This window comes from Pseudomonas sp. FH1, assembly GCF_000510895.2.
GTDB lineage: Bacteria > Pseudomonadota > Gammaproteobacteria > Pseudomonadales > Pseudomonadaceae > Aquipseudomonas > Aquipseudomonas azotoformans_A.
Window position 1 is genome coordinate 87,901 of sequence record NZ_AOHM01000021.1, and the last position, 20,739, is coordinate 108,639.

Consider the following 20,739-nt stretch of genomic DNA (forward strand, 5'->3'; position numbering starts at 1 on the left):
TGCGGGAATAGCTCAGTTGGTAGAGCACGACCTTGCCAAGGTCGGGGTCGCGAGTTCGAGTCTCGTTTCCCGCTCCATATTCAACAAAAACGCCGATCAGCAATGATCGGCGTTTTTGTTCGTGCGTGATTTGTGAGAGGACGCTGGCGTTCAATGCGCAGGCGACGTTTCCTGCCCTGGCATGAAAAACCGTGCAAACAACTCGGACTGAGACTTGATGCTCAGCTTGTTGTAAAGGTTGCGACGATGAACTTTGATGGTCTCTGTGGACAGGCTCAGCTTGCCGGCGATCTCTTTGTTGGAAAAACCGCTCAACAGCAACCGCAGCACATCTTTTTCGCGCGCAGTGATTTGTGCGCCAAGTTGCATGATTGCCTCAGACCATGGCGGCGGCTCGGCCTGGCTTTTTTCCGCATCATTCTCAAAGCACATGCGTTGATGCATCAATGCCATCACCCACGGTTTGATCATGTCCAGCGTGGTGATCTGCTGCGGGCTGTAACGCACGTTGCTGCCAAATGAAATGCACAGCGTTCGGTCGACGTCGAGCTGCACGTTGTACTGCACCTCGTCCACGCTGACGTACTGGGCGAAGTACTGGTGGTAATACTCGGTGGTCAGGAAATGCTCCGGCGCGATGTCGGACAGATGGAAAAAACCACTCTGCGGGTTTTCCCGGTTGGCGATATAAAAGGGGTCCAGCAGGTACAGCCCTTTTACATAGCGCTGGGTCAGGGCGTCCACTTCGTCCGCATCGGCGACTTCGGTCAGGCTGATGACCCGCACCTGTTGGTCGCTGAAGATCAGTACAACCCAATTGTCGATCTGGACATATTCCTTTAACACGCGAACCAGCGAGCTCCAGAACGCCGGGCGGTTCAACTGCATGATCAGCGTTCCGGCGGACCGATGCCAGGCCAGGTTGTGAAGGTCGAGCGACATTTACTACCCCTTTAGGGTTAGGCATTCATGGGGCTGGGCTAAGTACTTCTGGGTATTTACTAATCGGACGTGCCGCGTATATTCACCCACCAGTGGATGCAGGCCATGATGGCCTGTCGTTTTGACAAGGATAGCGAGATGAGTCAACCCTATTTGCGCGCCATTTTTATGGCTGCGCTGGTCTCTGTGTGTACCAGTGCGCCGGTCTCGGCGACCGAGCCACGGGTCAACCTGTATAACTGGTTCGGGCTGATCGCGCCGGAAACCCCCAAGGAATTTGAGCAGAAAACCGGTACCCGGATGCACCTGGATGCCTTCGACAGTGCCGAGATCATGCAGAGCAAGGTCATGGCCGGGCGCACCGGGTATGACGTTGTCGTCGCCACCTCGAATGTCTTGCCCAGCCTGATCCAGGCCGGTGTGCTGGCACCGCTGGACCGCTCCCAACTGAGTAATTTCTCGCACATCGATCCGGAAATGCTGGCGCTGCTGTCCGCCAACGATCCGGGTAACCGCTATGCCGTGCCTTATTTGTGGGGCACCACCGGCATTGGTTACGACGTGGATAAGGTCAAGGCTGCCCTGGGTGACGATGCCCCGGTGGACAGTTGGGACCTGATCTTCAAGGAAGAGAACATCAGCAAGCTCAAGTCGTGTGGCGTGGCAATGCTCGACTCGCCGAGCGAAATCATCTCGATTGCCTTGCATTACCTCGGCCTGCCAAGCAACAGCCAGAACCCTGAGGATTACCAGAAAGCCCAGGCGCTGCTGCTGAAGATCCGCCCTTACGTCCTCTACTTCGACTCTTCCAGGACCGACGCCGACTTTGCCGACGGCAATATTTGTGTGGTGGTCGGCTGGGCGAGCGGGGCGCTGACGGCGCAGGCTATCAATGAGAAAAACAACACCGGCCGCAAGATTGCCTACAGCCTGCCGCGTGAGGGCGGGTTGGTGTGGTCGGAAAACTTTGTGCTGCTCAAGGATGCGCCGCATGCCAAGCAGGGTCTGGCGTTCATCAACTACATGCTCGACCCGCAAGTGATCGCCAAGAGTTCCAACCACACGCTGTACCCCAACGCCAACAAGGACGCCACCGTGTTGGTCGAGCAGAAGTTGCGCGACAACCCCTGGATTTACCCGTCCAAAGAGACGATCGCCACCTTGGTTCCCCTGGAGCCGCTGCCCTTGAAATTGGAGCGAATCCGCACGCGGGTGTGGACCAAGGTGAAGAGCGGCACCTGATCGGGTGAATGAATAGGCGGGTCGGGCTGCTGCAGACGTGCCAGTGAAGGAGAACAATCATGGGCCAAGCCGAATATCAGCGCGACGTGAAGTCGGACGATGACAAGGCGTACAAGGACATCGAGGAACAGATCGGCCACTGTACGCCCGAACAAGCCTGGGCCATGTATTACGTCTCGACGGGCATGGTGCGTGAGTACATTACGCGGGCGGTGATGGAGCATATTGGCCGGGGCAACCGGGCGCTGCTGCTGGAGTTCCCGGAGCTTGCCCGGACCGAGGAGCGATCACGCTTCCTGCTGCCGCTCTAACCGAATGCCGATCAGTGATGATCGGCATTTTTATGTGCGCGCCGGTTCGCCGCTTTGGCCAAGCGCAACGTAGCCTCGCGGATCTCTTCCTGATTCAGCGAGGCGAAGCCCAGGCGCAGCGCATTTTCTGCCTGGTCCATCGGCGAGAACTGCCGGCCACTGCGTACGACCAGCCCGTGATCAAGGGCTGCGTTCACCGTCTGGTCGACGTCGATTGCATCGTCGAAACGCACCCACAGCGCCAGGCCGCCTTCGGGCTCGCGCACCTGGATCCGCTCACCGAACGCCGTATGCAGGCAGCCTTGCAAGGTTTCACGGCGGGCGCGGTATTCCTTCGACACGCGGCGCAGGTGCTTCCTGAGTTCGCCGTCGTTGATCAGGTTGGCAAGCATCTTCTGCGCGACCGCGTCGGCATCGCCCAGCATCAGTGCGGCGTTGCTATGCAGGGCTTCGACCACCTGCGCAGGAGCCACCACATAACTGCAGCGGAACGTCGAGCCGAGAGCCTTGGATAATGAGCCAACATAAATCACATGCCGCTGCGCACGATCACTGGCCAGGGGCAGGTAGGGGCGCCCGCTGAAGTGAAATTCGTGGTCGTAATCTTCTTCGATGATGCAGAAATCATGCAGCGCCGCCAATGCCAGCAACTGCTGCCGCCGCGCCGCGTGCAGGCTCACGGTGGTGGGGAACTGGTGGTGTGGCGTGAGATAGATCATCCGCACCTTGTGTTCGCGGCACAGGCGATCAATCTGGTCCGTGCGACAGCCTTCTTCGTCGATGTCCATCGTGACCAGTTGCGCCCCCAACCTGCGGAAAATTTCCCACGCTGGCGGGTAGCTCAGGCGCTCCACCAGCACCACGTCGCCGGGTTTGAGCAACAGGCTGGCGGTCAGGTACAGCGACATCTGGGTGCCTTGGGTCAGGCAGATGTTTTCGGCGCCGACCGTCAACCCACGGTTGTTACGCAGCATCTCGGCCAGCGCGCAGCGCAGATGATAGCCGGTGCCCTCGCTGCCGTAGCGCAGGGTGTTGGACGCAAAGCTGCTGCGCAGGGCATTGCGGTAGTAGCGGTGCAGCACGGCTTGGGGCAGCAGGCGGTGGTCGCTGGTGCCGTTGTCGAAAAACAGCGCGTCATGCCGATGGTTCAGCGCCGTCACCTGCGCATTCTGGGCGAAATAGGGCGCGGCTGTCTGCGCCAGGATGGGCGGCGCGAAGGGCGACTGCGCGCGGCTCGGCAGTTGCTTGGCCGTCAACTGCGCATTGACGAAGGTCCCGCGTCGCGGCTCGCTGACCAGCCAGCCTTTGGTCATGGCCTCTTCGTAGGCCAGGATCACCGTCTTGCGGTTGACGTCGAGCAACTGCGCCATCTCCCGCGTGCCCGGCAACAGTGTGCCTGGCAGCAATCGCCCTTCAACGATCACGGTCACCAGGCCTTCGGCAATCTTGCGATAGGACGCCTGGCTTGCACTGTCGTTGAGCTTGAGCAGCGGTCGCCATTTTCGCATCTGGACCATCTGAAGTATCCAAAACTGGAGGTTTTAATGGGCCTAGTCTAGCGCAACAATCACGGCTCACTCACCCCGAGGTTGTTATGAATACACGTCATGTCATCGAACTCTCCCCCTCGGGGAAAACCTTTGAGGCTGGTGACGAGTTGTTGCTCGACGCGATGCTCGCCCATGGCTTGTCCGTGCCGTTTTCCTGCCGACGCGGTGCCTGTGGCTCCTGCAAGGTGGTGGTCGCGGAAGGGGCGTACCGGGCCAAACAGCTGGCGCCGGACGCACCCGCGCCGTGCTATCCGTTGGCCGCCAATGAAATGCTGTTGTGCCAGAGCCACGCCTGCGGCGACATGCGCCTGGAAATCCCCGGCTGGTCGTTGGACACACCCGCGCTGGTGGTCGAGGCGCAGGTCGTGAGCAAACGCGCACTGAGCCCCGACATCATTGAGCTGGTGCTGATGCCGGACAGGCCGCTGGCAGTGCGGGCGGGCCAGTACCTCAAGTTCCGCCTGGTCGACGGTGACTCGCGGTGTTTCTCGATCGCCAACCTGCCGGCCGACGACGATGGGCGGCTGGTTTTTCAGATTCGCCAGGTGAGTGGCGGGCTGTTTTCCGAAACGTTGCTGGCCGATCTGGAGGCTGGCGATCTGTTGCAACTGGAAGGACCGTTTGGTGCCTGTACCTGGCAGGACAATGACAATGCGCCCGTCGTCCTGTTCGCCACGGGCACCGGCTACGCGGGTATCAAGCCCATCCTGCTGACCGCCCTGACGCGTGATGTTGACGTGACCTTGTACTGGGGCGGCGGGCAACCGGCAGATTTCTATGACCGCATGTTCCTGGACCAGTCGGTCATCGATCACCCACGCTTTCACTGGCACCCTGTGTTGGTTTCCCAGGGGCGAGTGCAGGAAGTTGCCTTGAGCCATGGGCATGACTGGGAAGCCGCCCAGGTGTATGCCTGCGGTAATGGCGCCATGATCAGTCAGGTGCGCACGGCGTGTCTGGACGCCGGCTTGCCCGGTCATCGATTCGTCGCGGAAGCCTTTGTGCCCAGTGGCCGGTCGAGTGCCGGCACGGCGCCCAAGGCGTTGCACCCGGTCTGGGAGAAAGTCGGCCCACGTTATTCTCTGGACGGCATGTTGGCCGCGCGCGATCAGTCCATCCGTGCCCTGGCGGCAATTGCCAGCCGACTACAAGTGGGCATGACCACCGGCGAAGCCCTCGACATGGCCGCCGACCAACTGCAAGCCATGGGCGCTTCCCACACCTGGCACCCGACCTACATCCGTTTTGGCGACGACACGGTCCGCCCGCCCCGCGAAGGCATTGACCGCCAGCGCAGGCTGCGCGCCTGCGACATTGTCGTGGTCGATCTGGGCCCCGTGTGGGACGGTTACGAGGGCGACTATGGTGACACTTTTGTGTTCGGTGACGCGCCGCTGCACCTGGCGTGCAGGACCGCACTGCATGAGGTGTTCGACGAAACCCGCGACGCCTGGCTACAGGGCCTCACTGGCCGCGAACTCTATGACTTCGCCGAGCAGAGCGCCGTGGCAAAAGGCTGGAGGCTGGCGCGTAACCTCGCAGGGCACCGCCTTGCGGATTTCCCCCACGCGTTGTTCGAGAATAAGGTGCTGGCGGACCTGGAAATCCCACCGAGTGAAATGGCTTGGGTCCTGGAAATCCAGCTGTGCCATCCGATCGAACCAATCGGTGGATTCTTCGAGGATATCCTGATGCTTGATGCCTGAAGGCATGAGCGGATGATTGCGGCAGACTGCAAATCCCGCAACTTACAGCCAATCCGGTGGATAAGGGTGGCGTCGATAGAAACCGCGCAAGGCCTGCACATTGCGTTCGAAGCCTTGCTGTACCCAGACCTGGTAGGCCGCTTGCACGGTTTTTTCGCCGGAGGGCCAGGACAGGCAGTCGATAATTGCCGAGGCGGCCTGCATGCCCGAGATCAAAGCCTTGATCACACCATGGGAGGCGCAGGGGTCCAGTGTAGCGGCTGCATCGCCCACCAGAAAATAACCGGGGCCTGCTGTCGTGCGGCAGTGTCGCCATGACACATCCGCGCCACGCGCCCTGGCGATCACCGGGTACTGCTCAAGCCCTTCGGGCGCCTGGCGGCACGCACCCGCCTCAGTAAACGCCAAGTGGGTCCAGTGCAAGCAGTGCTCGCTCAGCCGTGCAATCCAGTGCCAGCCGTGGGGGTGGGCAAACAGCCCGAGTTTTTCGTCGGGAAGACGGCTCTCCTTGCAGTAGCCATATCGTGCGATCAAGCGCGGTGAAAAATGCCGCCAGGGTATCTGCAGTTGGCGTTGCAGCCAGCCGTGATGGCCTGTGGCGTCAACGACATAGCGGGCGACCCATTGCCTTGAGCCTGACTGGACGCCCTGAACGCGACCGCGTTGGTGCATGACGTGGCTGACACGCGTGGGGTGTGTGATGTGCACGCTCAGGATGCGCGCCTGCTCTAGCAGTTGTTGGTCGAGCAGCGCGCGTGGCATCTGGAAACCCTGCCACGCTCCTCCATGTCCCGCGCCGAAAGCATTGAAGCGCGGCGGTCCCTCCCAGTGCACCCAATGGCCTGGGTGCCGCCGGCAATCCAGGGCGACAATGCCCAGTTGCCGTAGTAGTGGTTCGACACCAGGATGGAGTGTTTCCCCTGGCTTGTCCCTGGGGAACGCAGCCTTCTCAAGCAGTGCCACCCGCAGCCCTTTTTGCGCACAGGTGATTGCTGTCGCACACCCTGCCGGGCCAGCGCCTACGACAACGACGTCAAAGCGATTCATCGTGACGCTGCCATGGCGCTCCATTCAGGCGGATAAGCACCGCGTCCGGGCTCATGTACAGTTCCACCTGTTGTTCTATTTCCACATGACGAAGCTTGAAATTGTCCGCGGGCGTGCTGATCGTACCGTGCTTGAACAATCTGTAGAACTGCACATCGCCCTCCAGCCGAAAGTCGGCTTCTTGTTGCGCCGCCTCGAAGCCTTCATCCGGCAGCTGCACCAGAAAAAACGACAGCAAAGGCCATTGTTTTCGCTGCTCTTTGTCTGATCCGGCGCCGACGGCCTGGTACGCGCGCCGCATCCCCAACACACGTTGATGGTACTGCTCGGTGCTGGTGTGTCCGGTGATTGCCAGCGACAACTGACCGGCCAGCGCGGCTTGCGTGTAATCGCTGTACTCATAGGCGTCGTACTGGATCACGGTGCGACCGTCGACCTCAACCGACGTAGGCCCGCGACGGCCATCCCAGCCCGGACTGCCCGGCGATCCGATTTCGTTGTCCGTCAGCGGGATGGTCGTGGCAGACACACTGCGCGGTTCGAATGTGCGGGTCGAGTCCGGCGCTACGCCAGGCCAGTAGGAACCCAGCGCAGCACAGATACGTGCATCCTCGGTAAACGGGCTGGCCAATTGATATCCGCACAACACATTGGCGAAGGGCACATCCACCAGGCCTCGACCAATTTCCCAGCCTGGACCGAATACGCCGCTGGCGAAATCCGGCAGCCAGGATTGTCGCTGGGCACGCGCCACCTGTGGGCTTGTGCGGGGTGTTGTGAAGGAATGTGGATGGGAGACGATTGCTGTGACGCCCCGGTCCTCCTGATCGAAGTAATGACCCTCAAGGGACTGATTGATATAGAAGCGCACGTCGGAAAGCGGATTGACCCGTGTATGCCACACCTCCGGGCAGGGCGGCGTCGGACAGGGGAATACTTCGGGGTCACTGGACCACTCCTTGAGTTCCAGTTGTCCGCACAGCGGGAAAAAATCCGGCGCACCGATGATGGAATAAGCGGCGATGCTGTCCAGCATCAACTGCGGGCAATACGCGCGCACCCAGCCATCCGCCATGGCGTCCTGATAGTGCAGGGCACGATAGCCGCCAGCCTTGACCATCGCGTCGACATTTTCCAGATCATTGAGGTCTTCGATCGAACCGTCATCGCGTACACGGTGACGCCCGTGGATCAGGCCACCCGAGTCCGGCGGCATCATGAACGACAGCGGTTGCCCTTTGTAATAAGCCGGTTCGACGAGGGTCTGCTTGGCATCAGGCATCAGCAACCCCGGCGCGAACGCTTCGGTATCCGCCCAATGGCTCAGACCTTGGGTAATCACGAAAGGCGCATTCAGAATGTCAGGCTCTTGCCAGCCGGTGCCGCGAAAGCGCCTGTGGATCTGTCCGATCTTTTCATTGATCTGGTGGTTTTCCAGCAGCACCCTCAAGTCCAGTTCCGCGAGGCATTCATCGCCATCAAACAGCTTGTGCAACGGCACCCAGAACTCCAAGTCCTGGTCGATGGGCTGGGCGTTCATCGGACCGAATCGCTCGGGCTGGCCAACGTGTTTTGCGGTAATAAAAGCGCCATAGCGCGCCGGGATAACGCGCATTTGATTGGGCTGGCCCTCAACGAAGGGCAAGAACCCCCGTCGTTGCGGATCGTAAAGCGCAGCCGCTGTTCCAACCCTGGCGACGCCTGCGCGTGAAAAGCACAAGTCAGCGTGGCGACGGTGCACGGTTTCAGGTTGTGGCCTGTATTCGTAGGCGAACACGGCGATTGCCAGTATCTGATCACCGAACGCCTCCAGGGTCGGTGGAACGGCGCCGTAAACGTAATTGAGCACCTGTTCGATTTCCGCAGCAGTCGGGAAAACGGTCAGTGTTTCGCCCCTGGCTCCGGTGCTTACATTGGGCGACGCGAGTGCATGAAACAGCAGGCTGTCAGCCGGTCGCCCAGGCGCTATGCCGTGCATTGCGCTGACGGAGAAATCCTCGAAACCCGACAGCGTGCGATTGATCTGCAAAGGTTTGGCGAGTTCTTCACGTAACGTGGCTGACGTGATGTCCAGGCCGTGTTGCAGCAACAGGTCGCGCCACCCGAAGGGCGCCAGACGGGCACATGCACGTTCGACAGCGTTGAGTAACGACATACGCATTCCTCCGACAGAGTCAGAGGGTAGGGTACGCAAGGATATTCAGCGTGGTAACTGACCGAACGGATAGGTACGCGTCAGAAAGGACCCGCCAGGTTGGCGGGTCCGGCGAGGGTCAGAGCTTGGGCAGTTGGCCGATGCGGCCCATCATTTCGGTGACGATCTGCAGGTCCAGCAGGAACTGGTCGACGGCCTTGAACTCGTTGTCGGTGTGCCCGGTGTACTTCACTTCCGGACGCGCCAGGCCGAATTGCACGCCGTTGGGCAGTTCATGCACGGAGGTCGCGCCCGCGGAGGTGCCGAATTTATGTTCCATGCCCAGGTTTTCGCTGGCCACGGCCAGCAGGGCCTTGACCCACTCACCTTCAGGGTTGCGGTACATCGGCTCGGCCACAGAGTAGGTAAATCCTACCTTGGCCTTGGTTTTCTTGTCCCAGGCGCTCAGCTTGTCGGCGATCTCGGCTTTGAGTTTTTCCGGTGACTTGCCCTTTGGCACGCGCAGGTTCACGGCCAGCTTGAAGGCCTTGTCATCCAGGCCGACAAAGGTCAGAGAAGTGGTCAGCGGCCCCATGAACTCATCAGAGAAGCCCACGCCCAACTTGCCGCCCAGGTAATCCAGGCCCCAGTTGTCAGACGCATAACGTGCAGCATCGGTGATGTGGTTGTGCTTGAGGGCGATCTTGCCATCGACGCTGTGGATCAACTCCAGCATGCGCGCCACCGGGTTGACCCCGGATTCCGGCTCGGACGAGTGCGCGGATACGCCGGTGACGGTCAGCTTGACGTTTTTGCCGTCGACCTTGGCGGCCACTTCAAAATCGCCACCGTTGTTCTTGGCGTATTCAGTACCGGCCTTTTGCAGGCTGGCCGCCAACTCGGCAGGTTTGTCGCTGACAAAAGTCGCCACTGACGCCGAGGGAATCTGGTTGGTCGCCATGCCGCCGGTCATCGAGATGATTTCCGCGCCTTTGCCTTCACCCTTGCGACGCGGGAAGGTGGCCATCACCGTGCCGTAGCCTTTCTCGGCAATCACCACCGGGTAACCGCCATCCAGCGCCAGGTTGTACTGCGGTGTCGGGTTCTTTTCGAAGTAGTAGGGAATCGCGTCGCCGGAGGTTTCTTCGGTGGTGTCCACCAGCAGTTTGAAATTGCGTGCCAGCGGCAGCTTCTCTTCCTTGATCACCTTCATGGCATACATCGCCACGACGATGCCGTTTTTGTCATCCTCGGTGCCACGCCCGTACATGCGGTCGCCGATCAGCGTGACTTTGAACGGGTCGAGCTTGGTGCCGTCTTTCAACACCCAGTTTTCCGGCGTCACGGGCACCACGTCGGCGTGGGCGTGGATACCGACCACTTCGTCACCGCTGCCTTCCAGGGAAATTTCGTACACACGGTTGTCGATATTGCGGAAGGTCAGGTTAAAGGCCTTGGCCAGTGCCTCAATCTTGCCGGCAATCTTGATGAACTCCGGGTTCTTGTACTGCGGCAAACCGTCCACATTGAACGTCGGGATTTCTACCAGCTCACGCAGGGTTTCGGTGGCGGCCTTGCCGTACTTCACTCGCGTGTAGATACCGAGCAGGCTATTGATCTCGTTCTGCTGGTCCGCGCTCAAGGTTTTGTTATCAAGAAACGCACTGATCGCCGGGCCCACATCACTGGTCTTGCCCAGGTCGCCCTTGGCCAGGGCGCCGAGGAAACCACGGAAGTCGGTGACGGACGTTTCGTTGAAATGCTTCAGAATTGCCGTGCTTTGGTCCGGGGTGATGTTGGCGAAAGCGGGGCTGGTGATGGCCGAAAGGCTCGCCGCGAACAGGGTGGCAGCCGCCAATTGCTTGAGTGGAAAGTGCATGGAGAAAGGCATTCCTTTGCAGGTAATAAGTGGGAAGTTTCTGATCGAACTGTCAGAAACATTTCCACACACTACCACTACTCAGGTGCCTCTGGTCAATGCTGGCCAGGGTGGGGCTCAGGGTACTCCTCGGTCACGTTCAAGGCTCTAGCATAAGGCCCATCCCACAATTGCTCATGCAACTCCCCGACCCGCTTGGCCATCGCTTCACTGCGCATCACCACTTCCAGGTTGCGCGAGTTATCCAGGTACCCGCCCAGCCAGTTGCTGGTGCCGATCCAAGCAACCTGGCCGTCGATTTCCATGGTCTTGCTGTGGATTACCCGTGCATACGGGATAAAGCCTTGCTTGGCCTCGGGCAGGGTGACGATCTTGATGTGCACGTTGGGCAGCACGGCGAGGCTTTTGAGGTAGGGCAACTCCAGCGTGTCGGTGTTCCAGTTGGACACCATCAGCTTGATCGACACCCCACGCGCCGCTGCCGCACGCACGGCATTGTCGATCACTGCGTAGTACGGACGGGTTTTGTCCGGTCCGTAGGACAGTGGCGCATAGTCGAGCAGTTGCACGCGCACTTCGTGTTTCGCTTCGCTGAGTAAACGCGGCAGTTCCAGCTGTGAATCGCCCACGCCTGGCGGGTTGTAGCGTTGCGGGCTGGCGACCAGGTAGTTGCCAGTGCGGGGCGGCTCTTTGCTGGAGGCAGGCAGCGGCACGGGTTGGTCGTTGGCAACGGCCTGCTGGGCTTTCCAGTCTTGCTCGAAGATCGCCTGCACTTGGCTCACCACGGTCGGGTCGGTGATACGCAGCCCGGTTTCGTGGATATGTTCCAGCGAGCGCCAATCAAAATTCTGGCTGCCGACAAATGCCTGCTTGCCATCCACCACCAGGTATTTGGCGTGGATGATCCCACCGCTCACCCGCGCGTAGGGCAGCACGCGAAAGGTCAGGTTGGGGATTTTCCGCAGGCGTTCCAGAGTGGACGCTTCCGACAACCGGATGCCTTTTTCTTCCAGCAGAAAACGAATCTTCACACCGCGTTTACCGGCGGCTTCCAGGCGTTCGATCACGCGGTCCATCACCGAGCCTGGGTGATCGGCGGCGTAGAACTGGCCAATGTCGATGCTGTTTTTTGCGCCATCAAACAGCTCGCTCCACACCGGGCCGGGCTGGCGCAAGTCGTCGGTGCCGAGGGCGGTGTCCACCGGCACGGTGTGCACCAATTCAAACCCCGGAATCGAAAAGTCCGCCTGGGCCAGCGGACTCATGAGCAAGCCTGCCAGGCCTGCGATGCGCAATTTCAAGGAAATGGACATAGGAATTCCCATCACAAAAGAAAGCGGGCGCATTGCGCGCCCGCTGTTACGTTTACGCCGTGCGGCTGTGCAGCGGCGTTGGCACCAGGTGTGGCACTTCACTCTGTACGCGGGCGCCGGTGGCCGCGCGGATCAGCAGGATTTTCAACTGGTCGTTGATGCGCTCCAGGCTGTCCTGGAAGAAGTTGTGGAACACCACGCAGAACAGCGCGATGGCGATCCCCAGGCCGGTGGCGAACAAGGCCGTGCCGATGCCACCGGAAATCTGCCCTGGGTCGGACACACCCGCCGTGGCCAGCGCCTTGAAGGTGTCGATGATGCCGAGGATGGTGCCCAGCAAACCCAACAGCGGCGCGGCGGTGGTGATGGTTTCGATAATCCACAGGCTGCGGGCCAGGGGGGCGCGGGTGGTCAGGTACTGGGTTTCGATCACGTCATCCAGGTCCTTGCGCGAACCTTGTGAGGCTTTCTGTGCCAGCACTGGCAACACCATGCTCAGCGGCAGGCTGTCACGGCGGGTCAGGCTTTCCGGCAGGTCGCGTTCGCTGTGTATATTGGCGCCGAGCACCTCGGTCAGCGCGCGGGCTTGGCGGCGTACGTAGGCGAAGTAAATCCCGCGCTCGATGGTGATAAAGATCGCGATAGCCATCGCGGCATACATCACATAAAAGGTGATGTCGTGGAGCAGGTTCATGTCCATGTTCATTTACCTCGCAATTAGAAGTTGGCTTCCAGGGAGACCGTCACGGTACGTTCCAGGCCTACGATGTAGGCCGGGTCGCCGTCGCGGAAACCGCTGTAGCTGGCCGCGTTGGTCTTGGTGGTGTACACGCCGTCCAGGTATTTCTTGTCGAACAGGTTGTCGACGTTCAGGCGCAGGGTCGCGTCCTTGACCACCTTCTTGTCCACCGGCAGGTAGATACCCGCGCCGGCGTTGAACACGGTGCGGCCGGAGATGGCTTCGTCATTGGTCAGGTCGCCGTAGAGCTTGCTGGTGTACTTGCCGCCGAAGGTGCCGTAGAAGCGGCCGTCGTCGTAGCCGATGTTGGCGGCCAGCATGTTTTTCGGCACGTTGGCGAACTGCTTGCCGCTGGTCGGCAACAGGATAGCTTTGCCGGCGTTGTACACGGTCAGGTCGTCCTGCTGCTCGGCCTTGGTGTAGGTGTAGGAGGTGTAGTAGTTGAAGTGATTGGGCAGCAGGCCGCTCCACTCCAGCTCCAGGCCGCTGTTGTTGACGGAGCCGGCGTTGATGTCGGCGAAGTCGCCGTTGATATCCCGCGACGACACTTGGCGATCCTTGAACTGCATGTAGAACAAGGTGGCGGCCACGGTCATGTCTTCATCGGTGTAGCGCCAGCCCAGTTCGTGGTTCCAGCTGGTTTCCGGCTTGGAGTCGATGGAACCCACGCCCTTGTCGTACAGCACGTAGTTCTGCGGGATGCGCATGTTGCGCGACAGGCTGTAGAACAACTGGTCGCGTTCATCCAGCTGGTATTTCAGGCCGGCGTTGGGCAGCAGCTTGTTGTAGGTCTGGTTACGTTTTTCCGGCTGCTCGGTGAGGCTGCCGTGGTTGGTGCCGTCACGCTTGACGTTCATGTAGGCCAGGCCGGCGATCAGGGTCCAGTCCGAGTTGATGTACCAGGTGTCCTGAGCCCAGACTTTCTGCGCCGGGGTGATGGTGAAGCGGTCGCGACCCTGGACGGTGTTGCCGTTGGCATCGACCACCGCGTCGTTGGAGTCCGGCCAGGTGTCGACGGGCTTGCCACTGGCCTTGAGCGGAATAAACGGCTGGGTCTGGCTTTGACGGGCGCGCTCGTACCAGTAGCCGACTTGCAGGCTGTGATCGCCCAGGTCCCAGTTCAGTTTGGTGGTGATGCCCGGACGCCAGGTCTGGGTGCGCGAAGGGCGGTAGTACACGCCGTTGTTCGGGGTGCCGTCGGCGTTGTATTGGGCGCCGGTCGGCAGGTTGCCCAGGTCGAATACGCCACCTTGGTTGGAGCCGCGGTTCAGCGCATAGCTGGACGAGCCCACGCCGCTGCCGTTACCCCAGTAGTAATACGGGATCACCGACAGCGCGAGGTTGTCCGCCAGTTTGAACTGGGTGTTGAGCACGGCGGTGAACGTTTGGAACGGGTTCTGCGCCAGGGCGTAGTAGCTGTTGTACTTGCCATTGCTGCCCACGGTCGGCGTGGCCGGATAGGGGTCGTACTTGCGGCCGTTCTGCTGGTACTGGGCCTTGGTCAGCTGGCTGTAGCTGTTGTTGTCCTGCTCGTGGTACTTGAGGATCAGGTTGGCGGTGTTGCCATCGCCGGCGTCGAAGAAGCTGTTCCATTCGACCTTGTCCGCGCGCACGGCGCCCGAACCGCGCCACATCTGGCCTTCGGTGTGGGAGGCCGACAACCAGTTGCTCAGGCCATTGATCTCGCCGGTGTTGAGGCGAGCAAAGGTTTTGCGCGTGGCGTTGCTGCCCATCACCTGTTTGACGAACGCCCCGGTTTCCTTGGTCGGGCGAATGGTCACGATGCCGATGTTGCCGCCGCTGGAGCCGATGTGCGGGCCGTCGGCCTCCGACGAGCCCTGGGTGACGAAGATCTGCTCGATGTTTTCCGGGTCGCCCAGTAGGTTGGAGTACAGCGCGTAGTTGCCGGAGTCGTTGATCGGCATGCCGTCCACCGACATGCCCACCTGGTCGGAGTTGAGCCCGCGCATGGTGAAGCGAAAGCCGGACAGGCCGGTGTTGTCTTCGCTGGAAATGTTCAAGCCTGGTGTGTACTTGAGCTTGTCCACGGCGTTGCCGGTGGCGGTCTGTTTATCCAGCGCTTCCTTGGTCACGGTGGAGCGGCCCTTGATGCTTTCTTCCTGCACCATGTAGCCGCCACCTGCCGTGGCCTTGCCCTGAACCCCAATCGTCCCGACGTCGCTGTTGCTGGTGTCGGCCATGACCATTCCATGGCCCATGCTTGCGGCAACGAGTGCCAGATGAATCCGTGTGAACCTCATCTCTGTCGTCCTGGTGTCGGGTGCTTATTGCACGCTGTAGTTGAAGGTGGCGGTGAAGCGCTGCTCATTGCGGCCCCCGAAGGCTTGCTCGGGGAACGGCTTGACTTGCTTGATACGACGCAAGCTGTTGGTGGCGGCCCGGTTGAGCAACATGCTCGAGGCCTGGGTCTGCAAACCGGAGTCGAGAACCCGACCCTGGCGATCGACCAGCAACCAGACCACCACTTCGCCGGTGGGGCGTTCGAGGGAGGCCTGGCGTCCGGTGGGGTACTGCTTGTAGGTATCCAGCTCGTTGCGCAAACCCTTGAGGTAACCGCCTTCCAGCGCTTGGCCGTCGACCTTGGGGGGCGCGGGCGGCGCGGGTGTCGGCGCGGCCTGGGCCACGGGCGCCGGTGCCGGTGCCGGTTTGGCGGCGACCGGTGGGGGTGTCGGGGTGGGCGTTGGCTTGGCGACCACGGGCTTGGGCACAGGTTTTGGCTTGGGCTCAGGCTTGGGTTTTGGCAGCGGTTTTGGCGGCGGCGGTGGCGGGGCGGGTTCGGCCTCTTCATCCTCGATCACCGGCGGTGGCGGCTCTTGTTCCACCACCGGCTCGGGGATCACTTCTGGCTCCGGCTCGACCAACGCCAACTCGACCGCCGACTCGTCGTACACTGGCTCGACCTTCAAGGTCTGGGACTGGATACCCAGTGCAATCAGCACCAGGGCGATCAGGGCCGGGACACTGCCCAGCAGCTGACGCGCACGAAACAATACGTACATGATCAGGACTTACGCGTGGCAATGGACACGGAGGTAAAGCCACCCAGACGCAGGGTGTCCATCACCTCCACCAGGCGCGAAACTTCTACGCCTTTGTCGCTGTTGACGATGATGGTCGACTTGGTGTCAGGCTTTTGCGCCGCTTTCAGCGCCGGCACCAACGCGTCGACCGTGAGGTTCTTGCCATCCAGTTGCAGTTGGCCTTCCAGGCCCAGTGTCAGGATGAATTTGTTCTGTGGTTTGAGCTGCTGTGAACTGCTGGCGCTGGGCAGTTGCGTCTTCATGCCGAGGGCCGGAATCACGTTCAGGCTCACGAGTACGAAAAACACCAGGAGGAACATCATCACGTCGATCATCGGGATCAGTTCGATGTGCGCCTTGCGTTTTTTCGGTTCGTCCCAGGTTCTCATTCCGCTACCCCGTTATTGAATTAGGGGCGACACGCTAACAACCAAAAATGACCGATTGGTTAACTTTAATTGACGTTTTGAGGGCTCTAGGACAAGTCTTTCAGGCGATTCTAAAGACATTTTTGTGACGTAACAGAATTGACATGCGCCAGGGGCATTCTCAAAAACTTTACATCGAGGGCCCCTGGGAATGAGCCGTGAACTGCCACAGATATCCACGCCGCGACTGTTAATGCGCGCACTGCAAAACCACCAGGCCGAGACGTTGTGCGCCCTCGCCAACGGCCCGAAAATCGCCGACAACACAGCGAGTATTCCTTCGCCCTACACCCTCGAAATCGCGCAGGATTTCATCGATGGCATGCAGGAGAAATTTCACTCGGCTCACCTGTTGAGTCTGGGCATGCATCGGCGTGACAGCGGCGAGCTGATCGGCATCGTCAGCCTGCGCATCAAACCGGATCACCTCTACGGACACCTGGGCGGTTGGGTGGCGGCGGACGCGCGCAACCAGGGCTACGCGGCAGAAGCGGCGCGTGCACTGATGGACTACGGCTTTGCCGAACTCGGCCTGCATCGCGTGGGCAGCCAGTGTTTCAGTCGCAACAAAGAGTCGGCACGGGTCATGGAGAAAATCGGTCTGCAGTACGAAGGCTGCCTGCGCGGGGCGTTCTTCAAGAACGGCGTGCATGAAGACATGCTGGTGTTCGCCACGCTGCGAGAGGATTGGGAGTTTCGGCTGTGAGTGGCGAGGTTGATCATGGCCGACGCCGGGTGCTTGCCGGGCTGGCGGTTGCCACCACGTTTTCGATCCTCAGTCCGTTTACGCGCAGTGCCGGCGTGGATTATCCGTTCACCCTCGGCGTGGCTTCCGGGGACCCGTTGCCCGATGGGTTTGTGATCTGGACGCGCCTGGCGCCGTTGTTCAATGCCGTGGATGGCCGGGGCGGCTTGAGCCGTTCCGTGCCCGTGCGTTGGCGGGTCGCCAGCGATGCCGCGATGACCCGCGTGGTGCGCCAGGGCGAAGTCATGGCCAGCGAGCGCTGGGGCCATTCGGTGCATGTGGAAGTCGCGGGGTTGGAGGCGGGCCGGCCGTATTGGTATCAGTTCGAAGGGCTGGGCGCGCAAAGCCCGGTGGGGCAGTCGCGCACGGCGCCTGCGGTGCATGCCATGGTGTCGGCACGCCTGGGGTTTGTCTCGTGCTCCCACTGGGAGCGCGGCTATTTCAGTGCCTATCGCCACCTGGCAGAGGAACAGCCCGACCTGGTGTTCTTTCTCGGCGACTACATCTACGACAGTTCCTACGCGGCGGATTCGGGCAAGATCATCCGCCCCCACGGCAGCGGCAATGCGGTGAGCCTGAGCGACTATCGCAACCGCTATGCCCTGTACAAAACCGACCCGGATCTACAGGCCCTGCACGCTGCTGCACCGAGCGTGGCGACCTGGGACGATCACGAAGTGCAGAACGACTACGCCAACCGCTGGTCCCAGGACCCGAAGATTCCGGTCGGGCAATTCCTGCAGCAGCGTGCGGCCGCCTACCAGGCTTACTACGAACATATGCCGCTGCGTGCCAGCAGTTTGCCGAAAGGGCCGGACATGCGTATTTATCGGCGCCTGGACTACGGTCGACTGGCCCGTTTCCACGTGCTGGACGGTCGGCAATACCGTTCCGAACAACCGTGCATTCCGGCGAGTGGCAGCCACCAGGGACATATCGCCGATAACCTCTGTCACGACTTGCGCGACCCTGGCCGCACCATGCTCGGTTGGCAGCAAGAGGCTTGGCTGGACCAGGGGTTTGCCCAGTCGAAAGCGCAGTGGAACGTCATCGCCCAGGACCTGCTGGTAGCGCCGCTGACCCAGCGTGACCTGACCGATCACAAGCCGGGACGCTGGACCGACGGGTGGGATGGCTACATGGCCAACCGCTCACGGATGCTGGCGTCCATTGAGCGCAATCGCGTCAACAACCCGGTGTTCTGGGGCGGCGATATCCATTCGTTCTGGGTCACGGATTTGCACGCCGATGCCAACAACCCGGATTCGCGGGTGGTGGCTACGGAATTCGTCGGTACGTCGGTGACGTCTGACGGGCCGCCTTTTGCTGCGTTCAGCAAGCTGCTGCCACTCAACCCCCATGTAAAATTTTTCGACAGTCGCCAGCGAGGGTATGTGTCGGTGGAGGTGGAGGAGGGCAGGATGCTCACGAACCTGCGGGTGATTACCGACCCTCGCGACCCGATGGCCACGGTGTCGACCCTCAAGTCGTTTGTGGTGGAACCAGGGCGGGCGGGGGCGATTGAGGTTTAATTGAGTTCGTAGCGCACGGACAGCGCGCCTTTTTTCTCTGACAAGGCCAGGATAGTCACCTGGCCCAGCTCGCTCAGTGCCTGCACGTGGGTGCCGCCGCAGGCATACGCGGGCAATTCGCCAAAGCCGACTTCGCGGGTGCCGTCTTCCAGGTTCATGTGGCGCGGGTAGTCTGCGGCGATCCATTGGTTGACCTGTTGTTGGATCGCCTCGGCGTCCATGGCTTGCGCCGCTTCGCCACGGATGAAGGTGATCTTGCCTTCGCCTGGCCAGTGATGGGCCTTGATCGGCATCCAGCCCAGGGTTTCGCCTGCGTTGCCAATCAAGTGCCCGGCGGAATGCAGTCGGGTGTGTAGAGTACGACGCTGCGCATCGACCCGCGCGGTAATCAGACCTGGCTCCAGTGGCCGGTCGACGTAGTGCACCACGCGATCGGCTTCCTGGGTGACGCGCAGCACAGTGCTTTCACCCAGCCAGCCTGTATCGAAAGGTTGCCCACCGCCCTGGGGGTGAAAAATCGTCGACTGCAGGATGACTGCAAACTGCTCCTCGTGGGGGGTGCAACTCAATACTTCCAGCTCGGCAGTCAGGTGGTCGTGGGTAAAAAACAGGCGCTCGGTCATCATCTACATCCGCATCAGGGTTCTGCGCGCAGTATAAATAGTGCGTGGATAGGTGATAATCCGCTCAATTATCAATGGACCTGTGCACCATGAGCATCAATCTTCCTTTGCCGCTGCTGGGCGAGATGGCGATTTTCGTCAAAGTGGTGGAAACCGGCAGTTTCTCCGAAGCCGCCCGGCAGATGGGCGCTTCGCCTTCTTCGGTGAGCCGCAGTATCTCGCGTCTGGAAAAAGCTTTGGCTACGCGCTTGTTGCAACGCACCACGCGCAAGTTGCGCTTGAGTGAAGGCGGGGAAGAGGTGTTCAAGCGTTGCCAGGAGATGGTCAGCGCGGCGCGCTCGGTGATGGAGATCAGCGGCCAGTTCACCCATGAAGCCGAAGGGTTGGTGCGGGTCAGTGTGCCCAAGGCGGTGGGGCGGTTTGTGGTGCATCCGCATATGCCGGAGTTTCTACGGCGGTATCCCAAGGTGGATGTGCAGTTGATCCTGGAGGATCGGCAGGTGGACATGATTGATGACAATGTCGACCTGAGTATCCGCATCACTGACAGCCCACCGCCGGGGTTGGTGGGGCGGCAGTTATTGCCCATCGAGCATCTGTTGTGCGCGACGCCGCAGTACTTGGCTGAACACGGGACGCCGGAGCACCCCCATGATCTGCTGGCGCACAGTTGCATCTACCTCGGGGAGACACCCGGAGACTCGCGCTGGAAATTCCGCCAGGCCGGCAAGGCAGTGACGGTGGCGGTGCGCGGGCGTTATGCGGCGAACCACACCGGGGTTCGGCTGGATGCGGTGTTGCAGCACGTGGGGATTGGCAGTTTGCCGTACTTCACGGCGCGGCATGCGTTGGAGGAGGGGCGGTTGGTGCAGGTGTTGCCGGCGTGGGATTTTATTGCGTCCTACCATGGCGAGGCGTGGTTGCTGCATTCGCCCACGCGGTACTTGCCGCCGAAGTTGCGGGTGTTTATTGATTATCTGGTGGCGTGCATGGCGAAGGAGCCGACATTGCGTCGGCCCATTCCTGGTCGCTGATCAGTGCTTGCTCTGGTCAACCGGCATGGCCAGCAGCTGCTTTTCCTGGTTCCAGTCGAACGGTTCGTCGTTCTGTTCGGCTTCGAAGCGACGCTCTTCCAGGGCCTGGTACAGGTCCAGTTCTTCGTCAGGCATGAAGTGCAGGCAGTCACCGCCAAAGAACCACAGCAGGTCGCGCGGGACCAGATGGGCGATTTGCGGGTAACGCAGAATGACCTGGCTCATCAGGTCCTGGCCCAGGTACTGGCTTTCGATCGGGTCGATCGGCAGCAGGGCGCGCAATTCGTCGAAGCGCTCCAGGAACAATGAATGGCTTTCCTCGGGCACCTGTTCGGCTTCGCCGACGGCAACCAGGATGCTGCGCAGGTGGTCGAGCAAGACGAGATGATCGGCAACGACGTTGGACACGAGATAAGTCCTCTAAAGCAAAAACGGGCGCGAGAGTATATAGCTCTCGCGCCCGTATTTATATG

At 60.7% G+C, this 20,739-nt stretch carries 18 protein-coding genes and 1 tRNA gene; 7 read left to right on the forward strand and 12 right to left on the reverse strand.

What is annotated here, in order from left to right:
• The first annotated feature begins 1 nt into the window (after position 1).
• Positions 2–77: transfer RNA gene (locus H096_RS08490), tRNA-Gly, on the forward strand.
• A gap of 73 nt (positions 78–150) precedes the next feature.
• Here the strand turns inward: H096_RS08490 and H096_RS08495 are convergent.
• On the reverse strand, positions 151–942 hold the full coding sequence (locus H096_RS08495; protein WP_033897661.1) for a helix-turn-helix transcriptional regulator: 792 nt from the start codon (positions 940–942) through the stop codon (positions 151–153).
• Positions 943–1,080: 138 nt separating this feature from the next.
• On the opposite strand from H096_RS08495, the gene H096_RS08500 reads away from it, so the two are divergent.
• Both H096_RS08500 and H096_RS08505 read left to right on the forward strand, forming a co-directional pair.
• Complete coding sequence (locus tag H096_RS08500; RefSeq protein WP_033897662.1) at positions 1,081–2,184, forward strand: polyamine ABC transporter substrate-binding protein; 1,104 nt, start codon at positions 1,081–1,083, stop codon at positions 2,182–2,184.
• 59 nt (positions 2,185–2,243) lie between these two features.
• Positions 2,244–2,495 carry a hypothetical protein gene (locus H096_RS08505; RefSeq protein ID WP_016979527.1) on the forward strand — a complete coding sequence of 84 codons (252 nt, stop codon included), beginning with the start codon at positions 2,244–2,246 and terminating at the stop codon, positions 2,493–2,495.
• Between the two features lie 11 nt (positions 2,496–2,506).
• On the opposite strand, the gene H096_RS08510 is transcribed toward H096_RS08505, so the two are convergent.
• On the reverse strand, positions 2,507–4,012 hold the full coding sequence (locus tag H096_RS08510) for a PLP-dependent aminotransferase family protein (RefSeq protein WP_033897663.1): 1,506 nt from the start codon (positions 4,010–4,012) through the stop codon (positions 2,507–2,509).
• Positions 4,013–4,089: 77 nt separating this feature from the next.
• On the opposite strand from H096_RS08510, the gene H096_RS08515 reads away from it, so the two are divergent.
• Positions 4,090–5,751, forward strand: a complete 1,662-nt coding sequence (locus H096_RS08515; protein WP_033897664.1) for a M24 family metallopeptidase — start codon at positions 4,090–4,092, stop codon at positions 5,749–5,751.
• 42 nt (positions 5,752–5,793) lie between these two features.
• On the opposite strand, the gene H096_RS08520 is transcribed toward H096_RS08515, so the two are convergent.
• The 8 genes from H096_RS08520 to H096_RS08555 all read right to left on the reverse strand — a co-directional run bounded on the left by H096_RS08520 (position 5,794) and on the right by H096_RS08555 (position 16,293).
• Positions 5,794–6,822, reverse strand: coding sequence for an NAD(P)/FAD-dependent oxidoreductase (locus H096_RS08520; RefSeq protein ID WP_346963007.1), 1,029 nt, complete (start codon positions 6,820–6,822; stop codon positions 5,794–5,796).
• Positions 6,785–8,953, reverse strand: a complete 2,169-nt coding sequence (locus tag H096_RS08525; protein WP_033897665.1) for a hypothetical protein — start codon at positions 8,951–8,953, stop codon at positions 6,785–6,787. The genes H096_RS08520 and H096_RS08525 overlap by 38 nt, the downstream gene beginning before the upstream one ends.
• 118 nt (positions 8,954–9,071) lie before the next feature.
• Positions 9,072–10,811: a dipeptidase gene (locus H096_RS08530; protein WP_033897666.1), complete on the reverse strand. Its 1,740-nt coding sequence runs from the start codon at positions 10,809–10,811 to the stop codon at positions 9,072–9,074.
• Between the two features lie 95 nt (positions 10,812–10,906).
• A complete protein-coding gene (locus H096_RS08535; RefSeq protein ID WP_033897667.1) occupies positions 10,907–12,124 on the reverse strand; it encodes a phospholipase D-like domain-containing protein in 1,218 nt (405 codons plus the stop codon).
• A gap of 52 nt (positions 12,125–12,176) precedes the next feature.
• Positions 12,177–12,824 (reverse strand): MotA/TolQ/ExbB proton channel family protein, encoded by a 648-nt coding sequence (locus H096_RS08540; protein ID WP_033897705.1) that lies wholly within the window; start codon positions 12,822–12,824, stop codon positions 12,177–12,179.
• 17 nt (positions 12,825–12,841) lie between these two features.
• Entirely contained in the window at positions 12,842–15,124 is a 2,283-nt protein-coding gene (locus H096_RS08545; RefSeq protein WP_033897668.1) for a TonB-dependent receptor, read from the reverse strand.
• 24 nt (positions 15,125–15,148) lie between these two features.
• On the reverse strand, positions 15,149–15,883 hold the full coding sequence (locus H096_RS08550) for an energy transducer TonB (protein WP_033897669.1): 735 nt from the start codon (positions 15,881–15,883) through the stop codon (positions 15,149–15,151).
• Between the two features lie 2 nt (positions 15,884–15,885).
• Complete coding sequence (locus H096_RS08555; RefSeq protein ID WP_033897671.1) at positions 15,886–16,293, reverse strand: biopolymer transporter ExbD; 408 nt, start codon at positions 16,291–16,293, stop codon at positions 15,886–15,888.
• Positions 16,294–16,483: 190 nt separating this feature from the next.
• Here H096_RS08555 and H096_RS08560 point away from each other — a divergent pair, with 190 nt between their 5' ends.
• Positions 16,484–17,038, forward strand: coding sequence for a GNAT family protein (locus tag H096_RS08560; RefSeq protein WP_033897672.1), 555 nt, complete (start codon positions 16,484–16,486; stop codon positions 17,036–17,038).
• Positions 17,035–18,609: an alkaline phosphatase D family protein gene (locus H096_RS08565; RefSeq protein WP_033897673.1), complete on the forward strand. Its 1,575-nt coding sequence runs from the start codon at positions 17,035–17,037 to the stop codon at positions 18,607–18,609. Before H096_RS08560 ends, H096_RS08565 begins: the two co-directional genes overlap by 4 nt.
• Here the strand turns inward: H096_RS08565 and H096_RS08570 are convergent.
• Complete coding sequence (locus H096_RS08570) at positions 18,606–19,232, reverse strand: serine-tRNA(Ala) deacylase AlaX (protein WP_033897706.1); 627 nt, start codon at positions 19,230–19,232, stop codon at positions 18,606–18,608. The two genes, H096_RS08565 and H096_RS08570, sit on opposite strands and share 4 nt — an antisense overlap.
• 89 nt (positions 19,233–19,321) lie before the next feature.
• Here H096_RS08570 and H096_RS08575 point away from each other — a divergent pair, with 89 nt between their 5' ends.
• A complete protein-coding gene (locus H096_RS08575; RefSeq protein WP_033897674.1) occupies positions 19,322–20,266 on the forward strand; it encodes a LysR family transcriptional regulator in 945 nt (314 codons plus the stop codon).
• Here the strand turns inward: H096_RS08575 and H096_RS08580 are convergent, their stop codons facing one another.
• Positions 20,267–20,674 (reverse strand): PA2817 family protein, encoded by a 408-nt coding sequence (locus H096_RS08580; RefSeq protein ID WP_016979513.1) that lies wholly within the window; start codon positions 20,672–20,674, stop codon positions 20,267–20,269.
• Positions 20,675–20,739: the final 65 nt, after the last annotated feature.